Annotated in this window: 18 protein-coding genes; 11 read left to right on the top strand and 7 right to left on the bottom strand. The window is 53.2% G+C overall.

The annotated features are described in order from the left end of the window. Window positions 1-589: 589 nt before the first annotated feature. Window positions 590-1,510, bottom strand: coding sequence for an NAD(P)-dependent oxidoreductase (locus E7745_RS04540; protein ID WP_136408397.1), 921 nt, complete (start codon window positions 1,508-1,510; stop codon window positions 590-592). Between the two features lie 18 nt (window positions 1,511-1,528). Next, window positions 1,529-2,599, bottom strand: a complete 1,071-nt coding sequence (gene serC / locus E7745_RS04535; RefSeq protein ID WP_136408396.1) for a 3-phosphoserine/phosphohydroxythreonine transaminase — start codon at window positions 2,597-2,599, stop codon at window positions 1,529-1,531. A gap of 591 nt (window positions 2,600-3,190) precedes the next feature. On the opposite strand from serC, the gene E7745_RS04530 reads away from it, so the two are divergent. From E7745_RS04530 to E7745_RS04520, 3 genes are read left to right on the top strand one after another with little or no spacing between them, the layout of a single operon-like run. Continuing rightward, window positions 3,191-4,471: an efflux RND transporter periplasmic adaptor subunit gene (locus E7745_RS04530; protein ID WP_123398161.1), complete on the top strand. Its 1,281-nt coding sequence runs from the start codon at window positions 3,191-3,193 to the stop codon at window positions 4,469-4,471. A gap of 4 nt (window positions 4,472-4,475) precedes the next feature. After that, window positions 4,476-7,583 carry an efflux RND transporter permease subunit gene (locus tag E7745_RS04525; RefSeq protein WP_136408395.1) on the top strand — a complete coding sequence of 1,036 codons (3,108 nt, stop codon included), beginning with the start codon at window positions 4,476-4,478 and terminating at the stop codon, window positions 7,581-7,583. Further along, complete coding sequence (locus E7745_RS04520; protein WP_136408394.1) at window positions 7,580-8,971, top strand: TolC family protein; 1,392 nt, start codon at window positions 7,580-7,582, stop codon at window positions 8,969-8,971. The genes E7745_RS04525 and E7745_RS04520 overlap by 4 nt, the downstream gene beginning before the upstream one ends. Window positions 8,972-9,011: 40 nt before the next feature. Here E7745_RS04520 and E7745_RS04515 read toward each other — a convergent pair whose 3' ends face one another. Further along, window positions 9,012-10,313, bottom strand: a complete 1,302-nt coding sequence (locus tag E7745_RS04515) for a replication-associated recombination protein A (protein WP_123398159.1) — start codon at window positions 10,311-10,313, stop codon at window positions 9,012-9,014. A 292-nt stretch (window positions 10,314-10,605) separates the two neighbouring features. Between E7745_RS04515 and E7745_RS04510 the strand changes: the two genes are divergently transcribed. The 7 genes from E7745_RS04510 to E7745_RS04480 all read left to right on the top strand — a co-directional run bounded on the left by E7745_RS04510 (window position 10,606) and on the right by E7745_RS04480 (window position 18,174). Next, window positions 10,606-10,854, top strand: a complete 249-nt coding sequence (locus E7745_RS04510; RefSeq protein ID WP_123398158.1) for a hypothetical protein — start codon at window positions 10,606-10,608, stop codon at window positions 10,852-10,854. Window positions 10,855-10,871: 17 nt separating this feature from the next. Beyond that, complete coding sequence (locus E7745_RS04505; protein ID WP_123398157.1) at window positions 10,872-11,846, top strand: PstS family phosphate ABC transporter substrate-binding protein; 975 nt, start codon at window positions 10,872-10,874, stop codon at window positions 11,844-11,846. A 168-nt stretch (window positions 11,847-12,014) separates the two neighbouring features. Then, on the top strand, window positions 12,015-13,640 hold the full coding sequence (locus tag E7745_RS04500; RefSeq protein ID WP_136408393.1) for a lipopolysaccharide assembly protein LapB: 1,626 nt from the start codon (window positions 12,015-12,017) through the stop codon (window positions 13,638-13,640). A gap of 312 nt (window positions 13,641-13,952) precedes the next feature. Beyond that, window positions 13,953-15,620 (top strand): AMP-binding protein, encoded by a 1,668-nt coding sequence (locus E7745_RS04495; RefSeq protein WP_136408392.1) that lies wholly within the window; start codon window positions 13,953-13,955, stop codon window positions 15,618-15,620. A gap of 27 nt (window positions 15,621-15,647) precedes the next feature. Continuing rightward, window positions 15,648-16,046, top strand: a complete 399-nt coding sequence (locus E7745_RS04490) for a thioesterase family protein (RefSeq protein WP_107032330.1) — start codon at window positions 15,648-15,650, stop codon at window positions 16,044-16,046. A 63-nt stretch (window positions 16,047-16,109) separates the two neighbouring features. Then, entirely contained in the window at window positions 16,110-17,213 is a 1,104-nt protein-coding gene (gene dprA / locus E7745_RS04485) for a DNA-processing protein DprA (protein ID WP_136408391.1), read from the top strand. Window positions 17,214-17,298: 85 nt separating this feature from the next. Further along, window positions 17,299-18,174, top strand: coding sequence for a nucleoside phosphorylase (locus tag E7745_RS04480; RefSeq protein WP_107032332.1), 876 nt, complete (start codon window positions 17,299-17,301; stop codon window positions 18,172-18,174). Between the two features lie 141 nt (window positions 18,175-18,315). Here the strand turns inward: E7745_RS04480 and E7745_RS04475 are convergent, their stop codons facing one another. The 4 genes from E7745_RS04475 to E7745_RS04460 all read right to left on the bottom strand — a co-directional run bounded on the left by E7745_RS04475 (window position 18,316) and on the right by E7745_RS04460 (window position 20,610). Then, entirely contained in the window at window positions 18,316-19,164 is an 849-nt protein-coding gene (locus tag E7745_RS04475; protein WP_107032333.1) for a rhamnogalacturonan acetylesterase, read from the bottom strand. 91 nt (window positions 19,165-19,255) lie between these two features. Continuing rightward, window positions 19,256-19,657 carry a hypothetical protein gene (locus E7745_RS04470; RefSeq protein WP_123615912.1) on the bottom strand — a complete coding sequence of 134 codons (402 nt, stop codon included), beginning with the start codon at window positions 19,655-19,657 and terminating at the stop codon, window positions 19,256-19,258. A 14-nt stretch (window positions 19,658-19,671) separates the two neighbouring features. Then, the gene (locus E7745_RS04465; protein WP_124075823.1) at window positions 19,672-20,151 is read right to left on the bottom strand and encodes a helix-turn-helix domain-containing protein; all 480 of its coding nucleotides are present in this window, start codon (window positions 20,149-20,151) and stop codon (window positions 19,672-19,674) included. A 12-nt stretch (window positions 20,152-20,163) separates the two neighbouring features. Continuing rightward, the gene (locus E7745_RS04460) at window positions 20,164-20,610 is read right to left on the bottom strand and encodes a hypothetical protein (protein ID WP_136408390.1); all 447 of its coding nucleotides are present in this window, start codon (window positions 20,608-20,610) and stop codon (window positions 20,164-20,166) included. A 615-nt stretch (window positions 20,611-21,225) separates the two neighbouring features. On the opposite strand from E7745_RS04460, the gene E7745_RS04455 reads away from it, so the two are divergent. After that, a complete protein-coding gene (locus E7745_RS04455) occupies window positions 21,226-24,564 on the top strand; it encodes a SusC/RagA family TonB-linked outer membrane protein (protein WP_123398150.1) in 3,339 nt (1,112 codons plus the stop codon). Window positions 24,565-24,566 lie beyond the last annotated feature (2 nt).

The following is a 24,566-nucleotide window of genomic DNA, read 5'->3' as shown; positions in this document are numbered from 1 at the left end:
TCTAAACGCCGGATCTTGGAAATTAACAGAGATCGCTTCTTCTATCGTGTAGAAGATTTGACTCTTGTACTACTTCGTTATGTTGCAAATATTTCAATGTTCTCTCGTTGCTTTCTCGATCGCCGTGGCGGTCAGTGGAAAACTTTGCAAAGGTACAACCTTTATTTGAATCTCGCAAATTTTTCTGAAGATTTTAACCTTTCTTAAGATTTGACCGGCGAACCGATCTACCATTCCCAGCGTTATATCTTCTATCAGTCTGCCGCTGCAGGCCTTGCTTCTCAAAAGCGAGTGCAAAGGTAGACATTTCCCCAATTCCCTCCAAATTTTTCACAGTATTTTAACAGAATTTTAACACTTCAGCCATTTCAGTCTTCTACAAGCGGTTTTACACCTATTTTATATATAATAAGGGCAAAACGTCACTCCCCGTCATGTCCGCCATGCCTCACGGCGAATCCGGCTCAGCTTAAAAAAAGTTCAAGAGCCAATCTAAAAAAATGAGGACCTGTAAAAAAAATTCCCTTGATGCAGTCGGCCGGATGACAAACTGCATCAAGGGAATTTCTAATTTTTATTTATCGGGGGCTTATTTATTCACGCGGAAACGTTCTTCGCCGGTGGTCAGGAAACTGATCACCTGACGGGCGGCCGCGATACCGGCGTTAATATTGGCTTCGGAGGTCTGCGCTCCCATTTTTTTCGGAGTGAAGAACACTCGGTCGCCAAAGCGCTCCTTGATCTCGGCAGCGCGTTCGGGAGCCACGTCGGCTGCATATTTGAGATCGGCGCGTTCGTCAAGGGCTCGGATAAGGCCTTCCTCGTCAATCACCTCCTTACGGGCTGTGTTGATCAGAAGCCCACCCTTAGGCATTGACGCAATCAGATCATAGCCGATCGACTTGCGGGTCTCAGCAGTAGCGGGAATATGGATCGAGACTACCTTATTCAGGCGATAGAGCTCCTCGACCGAATGGACTGGGGTCACTCCGGCATCTTCCATAACATTGTCAGGGCAATACGGATCAAGAGCCGAGACATTCATCTCGAATCCGCGGGCTATACGGGCCACATTGCGTCCTACCTGACCGAATGCCTGGATACCGAGAGTTTTGTCCTTAAGCTCAGTGCCTGATGTGCCGTTGAACATATTGCGGCTCATCATGACGGCCAGTCCGAACACGAGTTCAGCCACGGCATTTGAATTCTGGCCGGGGGTGTTCTGCACACACACTCCACGGGCTGTAGCCGCCTCAAGGTCGACATTGTCATACCCTGCACCTGCACGGACCACAACTTTAAGCGCGGGAGCGGCTGCAAGCACCTCGGCATCCACTTTGTCACTGCGGATAATCAGAGCCTCAGCGGTAGCCACCGCGTCAAGCAATTCTTGCTTGGAGGTATATTTCTCAAGGAGCACCAGTTCCGCACCGGCCTCTTCGATAACTTTTCTCATGCCGTCTACAGCCACTGCTGCAAAGGGCTTCTCAGTTGCGATAAGAACTTTCATAGTCTGAAGCAGGGGGGATCAGTGAGCCTTTTCAAATTCTTTCATAGCGTCGACGAGAGCCTGCACGCTTTCGATGGGAAGAGCATTGTAGAGCGAAGCGCGGAATCCGCCGACTGAGCGGTGGCCCTTGATGCCGACAATGCCACGGGCGGCACAGAAGTCAACAAAATCTTTTTCGAGTTCCTTGTATTCGGGAGTCATCACGAAGGTTACGTTCATGATCGAGCGCGAATCCGGATCAGTCACAGTGCCTACAAACATCTTGCTTGAGTCGATGGCATCATAAAGGATCGCAGCCTTTGCGAGGTCGCGTTTTTCCATTTCCTTCACGCCGCCGAGCTCTTTGTAGTAGCGGAGAGTCTGGAGTGAAGAGAAGACAGGAAGCACCGGAGGAGTGTTGAACATCGACCCCTTCTTGATATGGGTGCGATAGTCAAGCATGGTCGGGATCTGACGGTCTACCTTGCCGAGAGCGTCTTCCTTGACAATCACGAGAGTAGCGCCGGCGGGGCCGAGGTTTTTCTGCGCGCCTGCATAGATGAGATCATATTTGGACACGTCTACCGGACGGGAGAAAATATCCGATGACATATCGGCGATCAGAGGCACTTTCACATCAGGATCGGTGCGCAGTTCGGTGCCATAGATGGTATTGTTTGTGGTGATATGGAAATAATCCAGATCCTCAGGCACTTCATAGCCTTTGGGATAATAGGTGTAATTTGCCTCTTTTGAAGAAGCGAGCACTTCTACCTCGCCGAAAAGACGGGCCTCTTTGATGGCATTGGCAGCCCATGTGCCGGTGTCAAGATAGCCGGCCTTTGAGCGCAGTAAGTTATACGGAGCCATACAGAACTGCAGGCTGGCACCACCGCCGAGATAAAGGACATGATAGCCTTCAGGAACATCAAGGAGCTCCTTGACAAGCTGCTGGGCTTCATCCATCACAGCGACGAATTCCTTGCCGCGATGTGACACTTCAAGGAGTGAAAGACCGGTGTTGGCAAAGTTGAGAATCGCATCGGCAGTATTCTTGATAGTGTATTCACTCAGAATAGAGGGGCCTGCGGAGAAATTATGCTTCTTCATAACTGAAAAAAGAGGGGGATTAAATGAAAGTTGGCGTGATTGGTTATGTCTATGCTGCGCGCTCACAGACTTAGACCCCGCAAATATAGTGAATTTTTCAATCCTCCAAACATTAAGAGCATGAAAATATAGAAATTTTTCCGTAATTACTCCATTTTTGGCTCTCCCTGCCCGATTTAAGAGGGTGTTTCATAACAATAGTTAAAATCTGAGCGAAAGTTTTGAGGTAGATATGGTTCTGAGCCTAAGGGGTATAGCTTGCCATACCCCTTCCTCTTTTGCAACGATTTATCTAAAACATACTCCACTCAGATTTTAACTCCTGGTTTTAAACAACCTCTTAACAGAATTTCAAATCGCTCCGCCTGCTATCCGGTCAGCGCCGGATGCCGTCCATTAACATATTCATGCCGTTTATTAACACTCTGTTTGCAGTCTGCCGGAGATTGACTAATTTTACTAACATCAGCCCGATACAAAAAAACAAGGGCTCCATCCTTTTAACACTTCGAACTTTTTTAAGGCACGAATGTTAATATATTGTTTTAGTTTTCATCCAGTGCAATTTTAATTCAACACAGAGTAGGTAAAATGAATCTCCATCACATCGGCGAATCAATCGGTTCGAAAGTAAACACCGGATTCAAATCAGCCAAAAGACACAGCCCCCACAGCAAGAAAGCCTGGCTTGTCATAGCCCTGATAGTCCTCATAGTAGCCGCAGGACTCTACTTTATCATGCGCCCGAAGCATCAGGCGTCACCTCTACCCATAGTTGAAGTTGAGACCGTCAAGACCGGCAACGTAAATATCTACGGCGAATACGTAGGCCGCATCCGCGCCCAGCAGTTCGTCGAGATCCACGCCCGTGTGGAAGGTTACCTCGAAAGCATGCTCTTCAAAGAAGGCTCATATATAGAAAAAGGACAGACTCTGTTCATAATCGACCCGCGTCTCTACCGGGCCAATGCCAATAAAGCCCGCGCACAGCTCAACAAAGCCCGCGCACAGGCCCAGAAGGCCAAACGCGACTATGAGCGAATCAAACCGCTCTACGCCCAGAACGCCGCCTCACAGCTCGATCTCGACAACGCCACAGCCGCCTATGAAAGCGCCAACGCCGAAGTCACCGTCAGCGAAGCCGACCTCACCCAAGCCGAACTGACGCTGGGCTACACCCGTGTATCGTCACCCATCTCAGGCTACATTTCCGAACGTGTGGCCGACATAGGCACCTGGGTCGGCCCTTCAGGAGGCAAATCGCTTCTGGCCACAGTGGTAAAGAGCGACACAGTAAGAGTCGACTTCTCAATGACCGCGCTCGACTATCTCCGCAGCAAAGACCGCAACGTAAATCTCGGAGTGTCCGACTCCACCCGCAAATGGAACTCTTTCGTGACCATCACCCTTGCCGACGGTTCGGAATATCCCCACAAAGGCCTCGTTGACTTCGCCGATCCACAGGTCGACCCCAAGACCGGCACCTTCTCCGTCCGCGCCGAGATGCCCAACCCCGACCACAGCCTCCTGCCCGGCGAATTCACCAAAGTGCGTGTGCTTCTCGACGTGCGTGAGGAAGCAATCGAAATCCCCTCCAAGGCCCTCATCATCGAGAAAGGCGGAGCTTATGTATATGTGGTCCGCCCCGACAGTGTAGCCGAGAAACGCTTCATCGAGACCGGTCCGGAAGTGGGCAACAACACCATAGTGGAACGCGGCCTGGCCAAGGGTGAGAAAATCGTGGTGGAAGGCTATCACAAACTCACCCACAACACCAAAGTAAATCCCGTGGCCGTTCCGCCGGATGAAAAAGACAAAAACGAAACAACCGACAAAAAATCAGAAACCATAGCAGCAGGAAAGGAGGAGTAAGCCGATGAAAAAGAATTTCTTCCTCGACCACCCGGTCTTCTCGATCGTAATCTCGATCGTCATTTTCATCGTGGGAGCCATCGGCCTCACCCTGCTCCCTGTCGACCAATACCCGCAGATAGTCCCTCCGGTGGTGAAAATCACAGCATCCTATCCCGGCGCCGACGCCCAGACTATGACCCAGGCCGTGGCAACCCCTATCGAGCAGGAACTCAACGGAACTCCGGGCATGATCTACATGTCATCGTCAAGCTCCAATTCCGGAGGCTTCACCGCCCTGGTGACATTTGACATCGACACCGACCCCGAACTCGCCGCTGTCGACATACAGAACCGCGTAAAGAAAGCCGAGTCACGCCTGCCGGCCGAAGTGGTCCAGAACGGCATCTCCGTCTCCAAAGAGACCGCAAGCCGACTGATGACCATAACCATCCAGTCTGACGACCCTAAATTCGACGAAATCTACCTCAGCAACTACACCACCCTCAACATCCTCGACCCCCTGCGCCGAATACCCGGAGTAGGTAGTGTCAGCAACGTGGGCAGCCGCTACTACGCCATGCAGATCTGGGTAGCGCCTGACAAGCTCGCCGACCTCGGACTAACCGTCAAGGACATCCAGAACGCCTTGAAAGACCAGAACCGCGAATCAGCCGCCGGCGCTCTTGGACAAGCTCCGGCAACCGACATAGACATCACAATGCCTATCATAGCCCGCGGACGCCTCTCGTCGGTCTCGGAATTTGAAGACATCGTTCTGCGCGCCGGAGCCAACGGCTCGCTGATCAGACTCAAAGACGTGGCCCGCGTTTCGCTCGAAGCCTCAAGCTACTCGACCGAGAGCGGAATCAACGGCGGAAACGCCGCCGTGCTCAACATCAACATGCTCCCCGGCTCCAACGCAATGGAAGTGGCCGAGGCCGTAAAGAAAGAAATGGAAATCATATCCAAAAACTTTCCGGAAGGCATCAGCTACGACATTCCGTTTGACATGACCACATATATAAAGGAATCCATCCATCATGTCTACCGCACATTCTTCGAAGCGCTGGTGCTGGTGATCCTCGTGGTATTCCTCTCGCTGCAGAACTGGCGCACCACACTCATTCCGGTCATTGCCGTCCCGATCTCACTTGTCGGCACCTTCGGAGTGATGCTGATGTTCGGCTTCTCGCTCAACATGCTGACCCTCCTGGGCCTGATCCTCGCCATCGGCATCGTGGTCGACGACGCGATTGTAGTAGTTGAAAACGTTGACCGCATCATGAACACCGAGCGCCTGTCGCCCTATGAGGCCACGGCCAAAGCCATGAGCAACCTCGGAGGCGCACTGATAGCCATGTCGCTCGTGCTCTGCGCCGTCTTCGTCCCCGTCAGCTTCCTGCCCGGCATCACAGGCCAGCTCTACCGCCAGTTCACCATCACGATCGCCGTCTCGGTGATCATCTCGACCATCGTGGCGCTCACCCTTTCGCCCGTGATGTGCGCCAAACTGCTCAAGCCCACAGATACCCGCCGACGCAAGGCAAGGATATTCCGCCTTATAAACATCTGGCTGAACCGTGGCAACAAATCATATGGCCGCACCATCACCCGTGTGCTCTCCCACCCCAAACGCATGTATGCCGCCTTCGGCCTCGCGCTCGTGTTCATCTACATGATGAATGCACTTATGCCCCGAAGCTTCATGTCGCAGGAAGACCAGGGCTACTTCACCGTCGAGCTGGAACTCCCAGAAGGCTCCACCATAGAGCGCAGCCGCGAAGTAACTGAAAGAGCTATGGACTATCTGATGCAAGACCCCGACGTGCAGTATGTGCTCAACGTGACCGGATCATCGCCACGTGTAGGCACCAACCCGGCCCATTCGCAGCTCACAGTAATCCTTAAGCCCTGGGGCGAACGCTCGTCATCAGACATAGCCGAAGTCCGCAGCCGCATCCACGAACGCCTCTCGCAATATCCCGAAAGCAAAGTCTACATCTTCTCACCCTCGATCATACCCGGTCTGGGTAGTTCAGGCGGTTTCGAGATGGTGCTTGAAGCCAGAGGCGACGCCACATACACCGACCTGCAACATGCCGTCGACACCCTCCGCCACTACGCCGCCATGTCTCCGGCCATTGCCGACCTATCCACATCAATGCAAGCCGACATCCCGCAGCTCTATTTCGACGTAGACCGTGACCGCGCCAAGATGCAGGGCATCCCCGTCAGCGACATTTTCTCCACAATGAAAGCCTTCACCGGCTCGATATATGTCAACGACTTCAACATGTTTAACCGCATCTACCGTGTCTATATCCAGGCCGAGGCTCCCTACCGCTCACGCCGCGACAACATGAATCTCTTCTTCGTGAAGAGCGCCGACAATACAATGGTGCCCATTTCATCGCTCGGAACCTCGCACTTCACCACCGGCCCAGGCACCATCGGGCGCTTCAACATGTTCAACTCCGCCACCATCTCAGGCGAAGCGGCCCACGGCTACAGCACCGGAGAGGCTATGGACGCTCTCGAAAAAATAGTCAGAGAGAAGCTTCCTGACAACATCGGAGTGGAATGGAGCGGCCTCTCATATCAGGAACGCCACGAAAGCGGCAACACAGGCCTTGTGCTCGGACTCGCCCTGCTCTTCGTGTTCCTCTTCCTGGCCGCCCAGTATGAAAGCTGGTCTGTCCCGCTCGCCGTCATCCTCTCCCTCCCGATAGCCGGAGTGGGAGCCTACCTGGGAATCTGGATCTGCGGGCTGGAAAACAACATCTACTTCCAGATCGGTCTGGTGATGCTCGTAGGCCTCGTGGCCAAAAACGCCATCCTCATCGTCGAATTCGCTAAAGAGGAAGTTGACAAAGGCGTCGATGCAGTCCACGCCGCCCTCACAGCCGCCCGTCTCCGCTTCCGCCCGATCGTCATGACCTCTCTCGCCTTCATGCTCGGCCTGCTCCCGCTCCTGTTCGCCTCAGGCCCAGGCTCGGCTGCCAGACGCGACATCGGCACCGGAGTATTCTTCGGAATGCTTGTGGCCATCACAGTCGGCATTGTCTTCGTTCCGTTCTTCTTTGTTGCCATCAACAAATTCACAAACCGCAAACGCTCCCTCAAAAAATGAAACGACTGATCCCTATAATACTCTCCATCCTCGCCCTGGCAAGCTGCTCAGGGACCAAAAACCTCGTACCGGCCGACGTCGACATGCCGGAGGCCTACATGCCGGGCCTCGAATCAGACACCGCATCCATTGCCGATCTGACCTGGTGGGAATTCTATGCAGACTCCACCCTGACCCGCCTGATGCGCCTCGCGCTTGACAACAACCGCGACCTGCTCAAAGCCGCAGCCCGCGTCGAACAGATGCGCCAGCTCTACGGCATCGACAAAGCCAACTTCTACCCCGAAATAGGAGGCATGGCCGGCGCAAGCTATGAAACAAACAACTACAACGGAGCCGGCACCACCAAAGATCCCGAATATGACCTGAAACTGCCCGTCAACTGGGAAATCAACCTCTGGGGCTCACTCTCGCAGGCCAAACGCGCCGGAGCCGCCCGCTTCAAAGCGTCGGTGGAAGACTACCGCGCAATGAGCATGACCATCATTGCCGATGTCGCTATGGCCTATTACAGGCTCATAGCCCTTGACAACGAACTCTCCATCGTGCGCCAGACAATGGCAACCCGCAAACAGTCACTCGAACAGGCCAAAATACGTTTCGATGGCGGTCTAACCTCCGAAACCGTCTATCAGCAGGCCAAAGTGGAATACTCCACAGCCGCCTCCCTCGTCCCGAACCTCGAACGCCAGGTAGCCGTGGCCCGCAATGCGCTCACACTCCTTTTAGGAGAATATCCGCGTGAGATCTCCGAGCGCGGTGACCTGGCACTCAATGTCTCTCTCCCCGAAAAACTTCCTGCCGGAGTGCCATCCACACTGCTTCAGCGCCGTCCTGACCTGCGCGCCGCAGAGCAAAGACTGAAAGCGGCTATGGCCGATGTCGGCGTCAGCTACGCCGACCGCTTCCCGCGCCTGCGCCTCGGATTCACACCAGGCTTCGAAAACGAAAGCCTCTCAGACTTCTTCAAATCGCCATTCACCTACACCGTAGGCTCCATCACCGGCTCCATTTTTGACTTCGGGCGCAAAAAGCGCAAATACCAGGCAGCCATAGCCGTCTATGACCAGTCACGCTACGATTATGAAAAAGCCGTAATCCAGGCATTCACAGAAGTCAACACCGCACTGGCCACCTACCACCACGTGCAGCAGGCCCGCACACTCAAAGTCGAGCTCCGCGACGCGGCGGTCAAATACGTCCAGCTCGCACATCTGCAATATCGCGGCGGCACACTCAACTATATCGACGTGCTTGACGCACAGCGCCGCTACTTCGACGCACAGATAGGCGTAAGCAACGCCATCCGCGATGAATATCTCGCGCTCATAAATCTCTATAAAGTACTCGGAGGCGGATGGTCCACCGATGACTCAGCCGCTATCTGAACCCGCGAAAAGAAACACACACCAGATACGGAGCACACTGTCACTGCTTCACTTCCTGATCAGCGCCGGCACCCTGTTGCCAGCGCTGATTCTGCAAAGCTGCTGACCGCATCTCGGCCGGATTGTCGCAAGGCTGCCACAAAGGCCTGTGGCCAAGCTCGTCAGGCATGAACTGCTGCACCACAAAGTTGCCCGGATAGTTATGGGCATACTTGTAGTCGCGTCCGTAGCCCATATCCTTCATCAGAGAAGTCGGCGCATTGCGCAGATGCAGCGGCACCGGCAGATCTCCGGTCTCCTCTACGAGTTTCATGGCATTGTGAAGCCCTGTATATGTGGAATTACTCTTGGCCGACAGCGCCAGATAGACCGTACACTCGGCCAGCGGAATCTGCCCTTCGGGAAAACCGAGCTTATGAACAGCCTCAAACGTAGCATTGGCCAGCAGAAGCGCGTTCGGATTGGCCAGGCTTATATCCTCTGCGGCAAGAATCAGCAGCCGGCGCGCTATGAACTCCGGGTCCTCCCCGCCTCTGATCATGCGGGCGAGCCAGTAGAGAGCGGCATCCGGGTCAGAACCGCGGATACTCTTGATAAAGGCCGAGATGATATCATAGTGCATTTCTCCGTTCTTGTCATAGGCCGACGGATTTTCCTGGAGCCTTTCAGTCACCACCTTGTCATTGATCACCACCGGCTCTCCCTGCGGAGTCGACTGTTCGAGCAGATCTATTATATTGAGCAGCTTGCGGGCATCGCCTCCGGCAAAACGGAACAGAGCCGTAGTTTCCTCAATGCTCACACCGTGGAGCTGCAGGGCACTGTCACCCGCCACAGCCCGGTCAAGCAGATGACGCAGATCCGCCTCCTCCAGCGGACGCAGAGTGTAGACCTGCGCGCGTGACAGAAGAGGCCTGATCACCTCAAACGACGGATTTTCCGTAGTGGCCCCGATCAGAGTCACCACCCCGCTCTCCACAGCCCCCAGCAGACTGTCCTGCTGCGCCTTGCTGAAGCGGTGGATTTCATCGATGAACAGAATCGGACGCCCGCCGGAAAACATGTTCATGGCATCGCCCTTACAGCGCTCTATCACCTCACGCACCTCCTTGACACCGGCACTGACGGCCGACAGCGTATAGAAAGGCACATTGACAGAGTTGGCAATAATTCTCGCAAGCGTAGTCTTGCCCACTCCGGGAGGTCCCCAAAGAATAAACGACGAAACTTTGCCCGATTCAATCATGCGGCGGACCACCCCTCCCTCGCCAACGAGGTGGAGCTGACCTATATAATCATCTAATGAGCGCGGACGCAGGCGCTCGGCAAGTGGCTGGTTCATGATAATGCAAAATTAATAATTATCCGCCATATATCGCAACCTCTATCCGCATCCGCCACACACCTACACCTATTATAATAATGTTAAAGGTTTTAAAATTCCCTCTCAGCCTATGCGAATTAATATTTTTTCATTAATTTTACACCGTGAGTTTGCAGCCGTCCCACACCGACACCCATGCAACGCCGCTTCGGGTCACTCGAACTTTCACACACAACAATTGTTAATTTAATATCCGGCCGCATCTCTGAATGCCGGACACCGAATGAATTAACGTTAAAACTATAAAGCTATGAGTGCTCAACGAACTCCGACCGGAACTCCTGCCGCTATGCGCAACATCTTCGGTATCATAATGATTATCATCTACGTAGGCGTAGGTGTTCTCTTCTTCTGCGGCTATTTCGACATTCTCTTCCCAACATGGAAATGGGTTCGCTGGGTCGGCGGCGCCCTGTTCACCGTCTACGGTCTGTGGCGTGCCTACCGCCAGTTCAAGGGCATAGACCCAGGCTACGGCAACGAACGTGACGATCAATAAAAACTGTTTGTCAGCCTATGATCAAATCAAGCAAATGCATGGCCGCCCTTGCGGCCCTGAGTCTTCTCGCCGCTTTCAGCGGATGCGGCAAGAAAGCATCCATGCAGCCTGACCCTATGGCCAAGGTTGCATGTGACGAGTCATTCGAAAACATACTCGAACAGGAGATCAACGTCTACGAATACATCTACCCTAAAGAAGATGTGCTCGCCTACTACCTCCCTGAAAACGCCTGCATCGACTCCATCATGGCCATGCAGGGTGTGAAATGCGCCGTCACAACCCGTCCTCTGACCGAAAAGGAAGTCAGCTTCCTCCGCAGCAATAAAAAAATTGTCAACCAGAAAAAGATCGCCGTTGACGCCCTCGCCATAATCGTAAACCCGGAAAACCCTGTGGAGATCCTATCTAAAAAGGAAATCGCAGAGATCCTTTCAGGCGAGGTCAGCCGCTGGGATCAGGTAGAACCCTGCAAGCTCGGCGAGATCGACGTAATCTTCGACCATCAGGGATCGTCAACCGTCAAGTTCATGCGCGACTCGATTCTCAACGGCAAAGCATTCGGACCGAATGTATCAGCAGTGAAGACAAACCCCGATGTGTTCAAAGCCGTGGCCGAAAACAAGAACGCTATGGGCGTCATCGGCGTCAGCTGGGTTTCGAGCGACATGCAGGGACGCGAAAAATCAGTCGATGAACTCGCCCAGGCAGTAGAGAAAAGCGACACCACCCAGCTCGATTTCAACTCCGAAGTAAAGGTGCTGAAAATACGCGGAAATGACGTGGTGGCAGCCTACAAGCCCTATCAGGCCTATATTTTCGACGGCTCCTACCCGCTCTACCGCTCGGTCTACATGATCAGCACAGCCCCCGGCGGCACCATAACCCACCGATTCTTCAGCTTCGTCACCGGATTCCAGGGCCAGAAGCTCATACAGATGACCGGCATTCTGCCCGCCACAGTGCGCCCGCGCATGGTTGCTCTCGAATAAAACAATAATAAGGTGGCTTCTGCGTTAGTCTATCAATGACATCACACACCCCGAACCCGCCTGACGGTCTTTCAAACTGAAAAATCATTATCCAGTTTGCAGGAACCGGATGTAAACAACAACGAACATCAATCAAAAAAAAATTAAATATCTATAGTAAACCAGAAAATGAAATTCCGTACTATCTTTTCCCTCGTTCTTGGAGGGTTTGCCCTCACGGCATTCGCCCAGGGCGGCTATCAGGATGGCGTTGACTACTACAACGCCGACCGTTTCGAGAAGGCAAAGACCATCCTTGAGAAAACACTCAATGATCCTTCTACAGACAAAGCCGTGTCATACTTCTATCTCGGCTCACTTGACATGCGTGAAGGCAACACCGCCGCTGCGGCCGCCAACTTCAACAAAGGCAAGGAAGCAAACCCCAACTATGGCTACAACTATGTAGGTCTCGGCGAAATCGCCCTCAAGAACGGCAACAAATCAGAAGCCTCTGACCTCTTCAAGAAAGCTCTTGAGACCAACAAGAAAGACGCCTCGCTCATGGCAGCCGTGGCCCGCGCATATTTTAATGTAGACCCCACTCTCTACGCCAAGGAAATCGACAAGCAGATCGACAAGGCAATGAAAGTTTCCAAAAACAAGGAAGCTCAGATCTACGTTCTCCAGGGCGACATGCTCAAGACCACTGACGTAGGTGCCGCAGCCGGCCGCTACGAACAGGCTATGGTCTATGACGAAGAAGCAGGCAACATCAACCCCGAAGCCTATGTCAAGTATGCCAACCTCTACAACAAGGTAAACCCTGACTTCGCTATCGCCAAGCTCGTCGAGCTCAACGAAAAGCTCCCCAACTCGGCTCTTGCCCAGAGCGAGCTCGCTGAAAAATACTATGACGGCAACCAGTTCACAAAAGCTGCCGAACAGTATGGCAAATACATCCAGAACCCCAATCACTTCCAGGGTGACGAACAGCGCTACTCAGGTCTCCTCTACTTCGGTAAGAAGTATCAGGAATCTCTCGACGTGGCAAACCAGGTGCTTGCAAAAGACCCCAACAACGAATACATGCAGCGCATGGTTATGCTCAACAAGGCTGCCCTCAAAGACTTCACCGGTGCTGAAGAAGCCGCTAAGAAACTCTTCTCTCACGCCGATGCCAAGTTCACAGCCACTGACTACACCACCTACGGTGACATCCTCGGCGAACTCAAGCGTCCTGAAGATGCTGTAGCCGCCTACACCAAGGCCTATGAGCTCAATCCTGAGAAGAACAAACAGATCCTCGCCAACATCTCGTCAATGTACACCGCCCTCGAAGACTATCAGAAGGCCGCTGAATACATGCAGAAATTCGTTGACGCAGGCGACGCCTCTCTCAACGACTACTTCATCCTCTCGAACCGCTACAAGAACCTCGGCGTATCGCTTCCCGAAGGCTCTCCCGAACGTATCGAAGCCGCCAACAACGGTATCAAGTATGTCGACATGGCTATCGAGTCAGCCGCCAACAAAGGCCCGCTCTACCGCAACAAAGCCACTCTCATGATGGTCCGTGACGGAGCCGAGATCACTCCCGCCCTGGTCGAGACATATCAGCAGATGCTCGCCGCTTACGACGAAAACCCCGAAAACAAGGAAAAATACCGCGACGCTTACAAGAGCGCCTACAACAATCTCGCCAACTACTACCTCAAGGCTGGTGACAAGGAACAGGCTCGCGCTTACTTCGAAAAATTCCTTGAAATCGACCCCGAAAACGAAGCTCTCCGCGAATATCTCAACAAGATGTAATCCGGACTGACTCCGAAAAAAGCATAAGGCGCATAGCGTACACCGGTCCTGCGGGGCCTGCGTGCTCTATGCGCCTTTTTCCTGCCTGCGGACATCGGGCAGAACATCTGAGAAGCATACGCGGCGGAGGGCCGGCTCCACTCCGGCTTCAGCTTTGGCCACGATTTGCATATTCGGGTGATTTTTAGTTACTTTGTGAATAGATTGTCCCGCATCCGCACTCCGGAATATCCAAAGGGCGCAAAATGGGAAAAACAAAGGATTGTCTGTCAGCGTTATATGATTGACATCCCTTTCACAGCCAACTTATTTATGAACAAGGAGAATCTTTTACAGATATACGCCTCCGGTTTCCGTAAAAACTGGGAACTGCCGGCTCTTACGGAATTCGGTTCTGACCAGACAATGACCTATGCCGACATGGCAAGGCGCATTGCCGCCCTGCATCTGCTCTATGAAGAGGCAGGCATCAAGCGCGGCGACAAGATTGCCGTCATGGGTAAGAACTCGTTTGCCTGGGTGGTGGTCTACATGGCCACTCTCACCTACGGAGCCGTCATTGTGCCCGTGTTGCATGATTTCAACGTCCAGGATGCGCAGCATATCATCAACCACTCCGAGAGCGTCATGCTTTTCATCAATGAAAGCATCTTCGACTCAATGGAATTTGAAAAAATTCCTGCCGTGAAAGCCGTCCTCTCGCTCGACCGCCGCGCCGTGCTCGCCGAACACCCGGTCACAAACCATGCGGTAGAGAAATTCCTCGCCCGCCTGCCGCAGAAAATGCGCAGACGCTATCCACACGGCTTCACCACGGCCGATGTTGATTATCCCGAAATCGACGAGAGCACCCTTGCCGAAATCAACTACACCTCAGGAACCACAGGCTTCTCCAAAGGCGTGATGCTCACTCTCGGCAACCTTGGGGGCAACGTCCGCTTCGGGGTGGCATCCCGACTGCACTACCGCGGATCGAGAGCCCTGTCGTTTCTACCTCTCGCCCATGCCTACGGATGTGCCTTCGACATGCTGACCCCTCTTGCCGTCGGCACCCACATCACCATTCTGGGCAAACTTCCCACTCCCAAACTTCTGCTCAAAGCCTTTGCAGAGGTAAGGCCCAATCTGATCATCTGCGTCCCGCTCATTCTCGAAAAGATCTACCGCAACAAACTGCGCCCGATCATCGAGAAGCCCTCGGTGCGCCGCGCGCTGAAACTGCCGGGACTCAAGACTCTCGTCTACCGCAAGATCCGCAACAGCCTTGTCGAGGCTCTCGGCGGTGAGTTCGAGGAAGTGATAGTAGGCGGCGCCCCTCTCAACCATGAAGTAGAAGCCTTTCTCCACAAAATAAAATTCCCCTTCACCGTGGGCTACGGCATGACCGAATGCGGCCCGCTCATCAGCTATACCCCCTGGCGCAATTTCATCGTCTCATCATCGGGCCGCACACTGCCGACTATGGAGAGCAAAATAGCAGGCAGCCGGAATCCGGAAACCGAGCCGGGCGAAATCTGCGTGCGTGGCGAAAACGTGATGAAGGGCTACTACAAGAATCCGGAAGCTACCGAGGCCGTGATCGATGCAGAAGGCTGGCTACACACCGGCGACATGGGCACAATCTCTGACCGGGGCATCATCTTCATACGCGGGCGCTACAAAACCATGATCCTCGGAGCCAGCGGGCAGAACATCTATCCTGAAGAGATCGAGGCCAAGCTAAACAACATGCCCTACGTGTCGGAAAGCCTTATCGTGGAGCGCGGCAAACACCTCGTGGCCCTCGTCTATCCCGACTATGAGGCTATGGACCGCGACAAAGTTCACAACGAACAGCTGCCGGCTCTCATGGAGCAGGTCAGAACCGACCTGAACCGCATAGTGGCCCCATACGAAAGGATAGACCGCATACAGCTGATAGCCAACGAATTCGAAAAAACTCCCAAACGATCCATAAAGCGCTATCTCTATAACGCGTAGACCGGCGCCCGACCCAAAGAACCAATCATGAAGAGTTACGAACAGATCATAAAAGTCCGCGACTACGAAGTAGACTCGCAGGGCATAGTCAACAATGCCAACTATCTGCACTATCTCGAAATAACACGCCACGATTTCTGCGAACACGCAGGCACGACCTTCCGCGCCATGCAGGAACAGGGTCTCGACCCGGTGGTCAGAAAAATCGAAATCGAATATCTCTCGTCGCTCACCCTTGGCGAGACTATGATATCGCGCCTGAGCATGGAGCGTAAGGGCGCCAGGTTTGTATTCACGCAGGACATCTACAACGCAACCAACAGCTCCCATGTAGTCCATGCGCTCGTGACAATTGTCTGCCTTGAAAACGGGCGCCTCTCGCGCGGCGATCTTCTCGCCGAGGCTTTCCGCGAATATCTCGCATAAAATCGCACCGGCTCCGCTCCGCAAAGCCTGAATCTCTCACCCCTCACTCACATTTCTCACCCGATGGAACCTCTTGTAAGCCAAATAGCATTCTCGTCTCTGCGCTCGCTCTCGCCGGAACTCGCTGACGCGATACTCGACCGCACAGGCTCGGAAGAAGCATTCTTCCGTCTGTCTGAGTCGCAGCTATCGGCTGTCATGGGGTTCGCCAACCGCCTCTTCAGCCAAAAAGTCAGAGACGAAGCTCTTGAAAAAGCCCGTAGCGAAGCTGATTTTGTAGAGTCAAACTCCATCCGCGCCATCTATTTCCGCAATCCTGACTATCCGCATCGCCTTCTCCAGTGCGACGACGCCCCGCTGATGCTCTACATGCTAGGCGACTGCGACCTCAACAGCCGACGTGTGGTCTCGATAGTCGGCACCCGCCACGCCACGGCCTACGGCTGCGATTTCACCGAGCGCTTCGTCAGAGAGCTCTCCGATATCATGGCTGAAAAGCCCGTGATTGTGAGCGGTCTGGCCTACGGGATAGACATTGCGGCCCACCGCGCGGCCCTGAAAGCCGGACTGCCGACCATAGCCGTAGTGGCCCACGGACTCAACACGGTCTATCCTCCGGCACATAGGCCGACAGCTGTAGAGATGATACGCAGCGGTGGCGGAATGCTGACCGACTACCCCTCGTCGGCCTCAATCCACAAAGGAAACTTCCTTGCCCGCAACCGCATTGTGGCGGGTCTGGCCGACGCCCTCGTGGTGGCAGAATCGGCCTCAAAAGGAGGCGCACTGGTGACAGCCCGGCTTGCCGCCGGCTACAACCGCGATGTCTTCGCCCTTCCGGGCCGCACCTCCGACCGCTATTCGGCAGGCTGCAACGCCCTTATAGCCGATCATGTAGCCGGACTCGTAAGCTCCGCCGCAGACTTCGCATCGCAGATGCGATGGCCCACAGCCGAAACCGTGCCCATTCAGCCGTCGCTCTTTCAGGAACTCGCCCCTGAAGAGCAAGCTGTCATCGACCTGCTGACCGACCGCGGCGAGGCCACTCTCAATGATCTGACGGCCCACATCGACATACCGACGCCAAGACTCATGGCCATGCTGATAGACCTCGAATTCAGATCGCTCATCCTGGCAATACCCGGCGGACGCTACCGTCTCCGCTGACCAAACCACTCCTGCCCGGCAAACGTTTATACCTTATAATCATCAACCACCTCTTTCCCCACACCTAAAAACAACTTCATCTATCATGGAAAAGAAAATCATAGCCCCTTCAGAGCTGATCATCAACCCCGACGGCTCAGTGTTTCACCTGCACCTGCGTCCAGAACAGCTGACCGACCGTGTAATTCTCGTAGGCGACCCCGCCCGCGTCAATATGGTAGCTTCGTTCTTTGACACCACAGACTTTGAAGTCTCCTCTCGCGAATTCCACACTATAGGCGGCACTTACAACGGCAAGCCCATCATGTGCCTCTCACACGGCATCGGCCCCGACAACATCGACATTGTAATCAATGAACTCGACGCCCTCGCCAACGTAGACTTCAAGACCCGCGAGGTCAAAGACGAAAAACGCCGTCTGACACTGGTGCGCATCGGCACTTCAGGAGCCCTCCAGCCCGAGCTCAAGCTCGGCACCCCGGTTATTGCCGAAAAAGCCATCGGTTTTGACGGTGTGCTCAACTACTATGCCGGACGCAATGAAGTGGCAGATCTCGATTTCGAACACGCCTTCTGCGAATCAGTGGGCTGGAATCCGCTTTGGGCGAAACCCTACGTGGTCAATGCCGATGAAGAGCTTGTCAACCAGATAGGCCGTGACGACATGGTCCGCGGCAACACCATCTCGGCTGTCGGATTCTACGGTCCGCAGGGTCGCGAGCTCCGTCTGCCTCTGGCCAACCCCGATCTCAACCGCCGCATAGAGGAATTCCGCCACAACGGCCGCAAGGTGACCAACTATGAAATGGAATCGGCTCCTCTCCAGGGCCTCGGACGCCTCATGGGCCACAGAGCAATGACCGTCTGCTCCATCATAGCCAACCGCATGAACAACGATGCCAACCCAAACTACAAGACAGCCGTGCAGGATCTCGTGGCCACCGTCCTCGAACGCATCTGACACTACCGCCACATTATAATATATCATAGATAAACATGTAAGAGCGCCGTAGGTGGAAACTTGAAGTTTCGCCCCTACGGCGCTCTTATATATTATAATGTGGCGGTAGTGTCAGATAAGAATCTGTCGGCCTGGAGGAGATTACTTGTTGAGGTTATAGACCGTGCGACGGATGTAGGGCTTGAGCGCGGGCACTTTCTCGGCAATGGCGTTGACAGCGAGACGCGACACGATGATACCGCCGAGCACATTCAGGTGAGTGTTGTCGATACGTCCGTCAGGAGCGAACTCATAGCCGCCCACGGGCATCCACATGAACAGCGAGCGTGAATTGTCGCGGCCGAGGCCCTGCACGAGCTCATGGGTCAGAGAATTCATGTCGATGAACACCACGCCCATCTCCTCGGCCACATTGCGCGGAGCTATGCGGTAGTCGCCATGAGTGTCAACCAGCGTGTCGCCCTCGGCGGGATAGTTCTCCAGACCCTTCTTCCAGGTCTTCTGGCGGTCGTCGGTCTGAGCAGCGGCAATACCGTTGGCCGGGAAATTGCGGCGCACTATCGAGTTCATAAGAATCGGTGTGGCACCCTTCTCGCGGGCCTCGCTCACAAATTTCTTAAGATTGGCATCGAAGCTTCCGCCGGGCACAGTGTAGCGGTCGAGGCTCTTGGCCTTCTCGTCATTGTGGCCGAACTGGATGATCACATAGTCGCCGGGGCGGATCTTCTCGCGCACCTTGTCCCAGCGGCCTTCATCGATGAAGCTCTTCGAGCTGCGGCCGTTTACGGCGTGGTTGTCGACCTTGATGGCACCTTCGAGATAGATAGGCAGCATCTGGCCCCAGCCGCGTTCCTGGTTTTCCTTGTCGAGAGGCTTGTTGGCCATTGTCGAGTCACCGATCATAAACACTGTGATAGTGTCAGACGGAGCCTGCGCCCAGGCAAGCACCGGAAGAGCTAATGCGATAAACAGTGATGAAATAAGTTTCATGATAATTTAGGTATGATTTGATTGATTTTCTGGTTCCGCAGTAAAACACACCGCAAAGTTAGCCTATTTTCAGGAAAATTCAAGCAGCCTGTCACTTGCTTTTAACCACCGCGGCCTCATCTTCCATCATACGGGCCACATTCAGAGGCGGGATCATCAGGCTATTGAACGCCGTACCCTCCGTCTTGCAGAACAGAATCCCGCGCGAGGTTCCGACCGTGTGCACTGCAAGAATTTCAAGCACCGATTTCGGTATCCCGACTCCGTCTTTCCTGACAAAACCGGCCCAATCCGATTCATGGATCCGGAACTCACACAGCACTTTGAGCACAAGAATCGTATTGTCCTCATGCGTAAACCTGAAACCGGCCTCACATGCTATCTGCCGGCTCTCCGAAGAATACTGAAACGAAATTTCAGTCAACATATTCATTTCGCCCTGCGGCAGGCTCTCCGAAAGGATTGCAAACTGGCTGACGGCAATCCTTGACATATTAAAACGTACCATCACGCAATCTTATTTGTTGATTTTCGATTTTCGGCAACACCCCAGTCGCAGCTTCCGATTCTGACTGACGATTTGCCGACCACGGGCAGCACTTTCACACTTTGAGCCGAAGCCGGGGCCTTGGCTTCGGGCTTTACAGAAGGTATTGTCCTGAAATAAACGCTGCTCTGCGTCCAGTCTTTCGGCTGCAGATAAGTATTCTCTACCACCTGCTCGGCATAGGCCTTCGGCATAAGCTCGATCCGCGGCACCATATCGCATGCGAGCGCAAGCTCCACAAGTTTCGACAGCTTATGGTCGAAATCTCCGTTGAGAATCTGCGACACATAGCCTTTCGAGACCCCGAGGCGGGCGGCAAACTCGGTCCGAGTCAGATGGTTTTCATCAAGATAACGCTTAATATTATCAAATATCATCAGCTGCACAAGCTGTGTCCAGTAAGCCGATGACTCATATTTATTCTTATTCAGTAATTTCATTTTAATCAATGATTACTTAACATCATCACTACCGGAATCTTTTCCGGCTTCAACTTCATCACTTTCATCCTTGATTGCAATCCTGTCAGGAATATAATTAAAATGCCTGAACACTTTTGCTATGTCCTTATCCTGTCCCTTCTTATACCCGGCAACCACCAGATAATAGTCAGGCTCCTTCTTTATGGCATAAAGCCTCAGATGTTTGGTCTTGAACTCATAGACATCCTTCCTGTCGCGCTTTCCGCCGGTGATATGCCTGTATTTGCTCTGCGGCAGATTGTTGTTATCGACCTTGCCCATTATGGCAAGAAGTTCCGCAAGTTCGTCAATATCGCTCTTTTGCTGTAGCGAATCTATGAATTCCTTACAGAAACAGCGGCCGTTCTTATACAGAAAATAAAATTCATACTTCGGGTTGCCTATGTCATCCAAAGGACACAGATGATATTCGTCCATTAATTCGTCATAATTATTTTTTTTAATTGATAGATTCCCGGACTGTGGTCCGGTTATATTGCCGCCACACATTAATCTATTATATTCTTATCAACACATGGCTGCTCAATTGTTTTCACCTGCAAATATAATCTGTTTTCGTCTGAAAAACAAAAAATAGTCATTAAAAGTTTAGTTAAAACTAAACCACGTGCTTCTGATCGGGCTGGACTTTCGGTGTCGGTTTATCAAATTGGAGGGAGGAGCAGATGCGGGAATGGGGCTGCATGGGCTCACAGATGGGTGCACAGACGGGTTTGCAGGGGTCCTGCGGGCTGTCAACGAGGGCTGATTTTAACTATATTTAGGCTAATTCAGACTCCATATTTTAACAATTTGTCATTTTATCGATCACTTTTTCGATGCTTTTGAGCCATTTTTTTCTTACTTTTTCCATTTACAAAACAAAAATTGACATAAAATTTGTTTATTAAATTTCAATTTCATATTTTTGCAACTCCAAGGCTAAATCAAGGCGATTAGTTAAAAAGTGTTCTAATCGCGAACATCTGCAAATCCTGCACAATCTATCACTACCCCATATAATCTATCATTATCATTTATATCTGTCTTATTATGAGGAAAAGTCTATTAATGCTGTTAGTCATGATCCTTGTTGGATTCGGGCTGACAAACGCGCAAACCTCTGGTATAGGGGGGGTTACGGGCATTGTCATCTCTGCGGATGACGATGAGCCCGTTGTGGGCGCAAGCGTCATGGTCAAGGGCACCAAAGTTGGAACCTCGACCGACATCGACGGAAAGTTCACAATCGGGAAGCTCCCGGCCGGTGCAAAAACGCTCGTGGTGAGCTACATCGGCATGAAAACAAAACAGGTGCCCATTGTCAAAGGCACCGAAATGAAAATCTCTCTCGAATCTGACGCCGAGCAGCTCCAGGAAGTAGTGGTGACCGGTATGCAGAAGATGGACAAACGCCTCTTCACCGGTGCGGCCACTAAGATTGACGCCCAGGATGCACGCATCAGCGGCATGGCCGACATCAGCCGAAGCCTCGAAGGCCGCGCTGCAGGTGTCTCTGTCCAGAACGTATCCGGTACTTTCGGTACCGCCCCCAAGATCCGCGTCCGCGGTGCCACATCTATCTACGGTAGCTCCAAGCCCCTCTGGGTGGTCGACGGTGTGATCATGGAAGACGTGATGAATGTTTCTGCCGACGACCTCTCCTCAGGTAACGCCGAAACCCTCATCTCTTCAGCTATCGCAGGCCTCAACGCCGACGACATTGAAAGCTTCGACATCCTCAAGGACGGCTCCGCAACCTCTATCTACGGTGCGCGCGCTATGGCTGGCGTGATCGTTGTGACTACCAAGAAAGGTAAAGCCGGTCGCAACTCCATCAACTACACCGGCGAATTCACCATGCGCCTCAAGCCCAACTACCGCGACTTCAACATCATGAACTCGCAGGACCAGATGAGCGTCTACCAGGAACTCGCCCAGAAAGGCTACCTCAACTATGCTGAAATCGCCAACGCATCGTCAAGCGGTGTCTACGGCAAGATGTATCAGCTCATCAACCAGTACGATCCCGCCACCGGCCGCTTCGGTCTTGAAAACACCGATGAGGCCAAGGCAAACTATCTCCGCGCTGCCGAATACCGCAACACCGACTGGTTTGACCAGCTCTTCTCAAACTCTGTGATGTCAACCCACTCCATCAGCCTCTCTTCAGGTACTGAGAAGGCCCAGCACTATGTGTCGGCATCAGTAATGTATGATCCGGGATGGTACAAGCAGAGCGACGTACAGCGCTACACTGCCAACCTCAACTCCAACTTCAATATCTCTGATAAGGTTTCTTTCAACCTCATCTCCAACGCCTCTTACCGTAAGCAGAAAGCTCCCGGCACACTCGGCAGCGAGATCGATGCCGTGTCTGGCGAAGTGAAGCGCGACTTCGACATCAACCCCTACTCATACTCGATGAACACCTCGCGCACACTCGATGTCAACGAATTCTACACCCGTTCATACGCTCCATTCAACATTCTCCACGAGCTCAAGAACAACTACATGAAGCTCGGTGTTAGTGACTTCCGCCTTACCGGTGTGCTCACCTACAAGCCCATCCGTAAAGTAGAGCTCTCGCTCCTCGGCGGCATGCAGAACACCTCTACCTCGCAGGAACACTTCATCCTCGATGACTCCAACCAGGCCCTGGCATACCGCTGGATGCCTACTGCCGCTATCCGCGATAGAAACCCGCTTCTTTACACAAATCCTGACGATCCCTACGCATTCCCCGTTTCAATCCTCCCCAACGGCGGTATCTACGAACGCGCTGACCGCAGCATGTTCAAGTGGGACATGCGTGCCGCAGCCCGCTACAACGATGTATTCGCTGAAAACCACATCGTCAACCTCTACGCCGGTATGGAAACCAACTCCGTTGACCGCCACTCAACCTGGTTCCGCGGCTGGGGCATGCAGTACAGCATGGGTGAAATCCCCAACTATGCCTACCAGGTATTCAAACGCGGCCAGGAAGAAAACACCGACTACTACACCCTGACCAACACCAGCGAACGCTCGGTAGCCTTCTTCGGCAACGCCACCTATTCTTATAAGGGAAAATACAACCTCAACGGCACCCTCCGCTACGAAGGCACCAACTCACTCGGCAAGAGCCGCTCTTCCCGCTGGCTCCCCACCTGGAACGTGTCAGGATCATGGAACGCCCATGAAGAAGAATGGTTCCACAACTTCAACCCCACATGGAGCCACCTCACTCTCAAGGCTTCTTACTCTCTGACCGGCGACCGTCCCTCTGTCAGCAACGCCTACGCCATAATCAAATCCAAGAATCCCTGGCGCCCCTCTACAGGTGCAAACGAAAGCTCACTCTACGTATCATCTCTCGCCAACAGCGAACTCACATATGAAAAGAAACACGAGCTCAACCTCGGTCTCTCAACCGGTTTCATCGACAACCGCATCAATGTAGAATTCGACTGGTATCGCCGCAACAACTTCGACCTCATCGGTGTCACCAACACCCAGGGCATCGGCGGTGAGATCCAGAAGTTCGGCAACGTTGCCTCTATGCGCTCTCACGGTGTCGAGCTCTCACTCACCACCAAGAACATCGTGACCAAGGACTTCTCCTGGACCACCAACTTCATCTATTCTTACAACAAAAACAAGGTCACTGACCTCAAGACCACAAAGAATGTGATGCAGCTCGTTTCGGGCAGCGGTTTCGCCCAGGAAGGCTACCCCGTGCGCTCGCTCTTCTCAATTCCCTTCATGGGACTTAACGAAGAAGGTCTCCCCACTTTCCTTGACCAGGACGGCAACATCTCGACCACCGGCATCTACTTCCAGACCTCAGACCCCGAAAAGCTCAAATTCCTGAAGTATTCCGGCAGCATCGACCCCACTGATCTCGGTTCGTTCGGCAACATCTTCCGTTACAAGGATTTCACCCTCAACGTCTACATCACCTATTCTTTCGGCAACGTCATCCGTCTCGATCCCGTCTTCTCTGACGAATACACCGACCTGACCGCCACTCCGAAGGAATTCAACAACCGCTGGACAGTGCCCGGCGACGAAAACCGCACCAACATCCCTGTGATCGCCTCAATGCGCCAGAACAAGAATGATTCTCACCTGGACTACGCCTACAACGCCTACAACTACTCGGATGCACGTATCGCCAAGGGCGACTTCATCCGCATGAAGGAAATCTCGCTGGCCTATCAGGTGCCCGCCAAGGTGACAAACGCGCTGCGTCTCTCCAACGCCATGTTGAAGCTCCAGGCAACCAACCTCTTCCTTATCTACGCCGATAAAAAACTCAACGGTCAGGACCCTGAGTTCTTCAACACCGGCGGTGTGGCTGCCCCGACCCCCAAGCAGTTCACTCTGACAGTCAACCTCGGTTTCTAATC

Origin of the sequence: Duncaniella sp. C9 (assembly GCF_004803935.1) — a bacterium.
GTDB lineage: Bacteria > Bacteroidota > Bacteroidia > Bacteroidales > Muribaculaceae > Duncaniella > Duncaniella muris.
The sequence above is the reverse complement of the archived record's forward strand: the minus strand, read 5'-3'. Positions and strand labels throughout refer to the sequence as shown.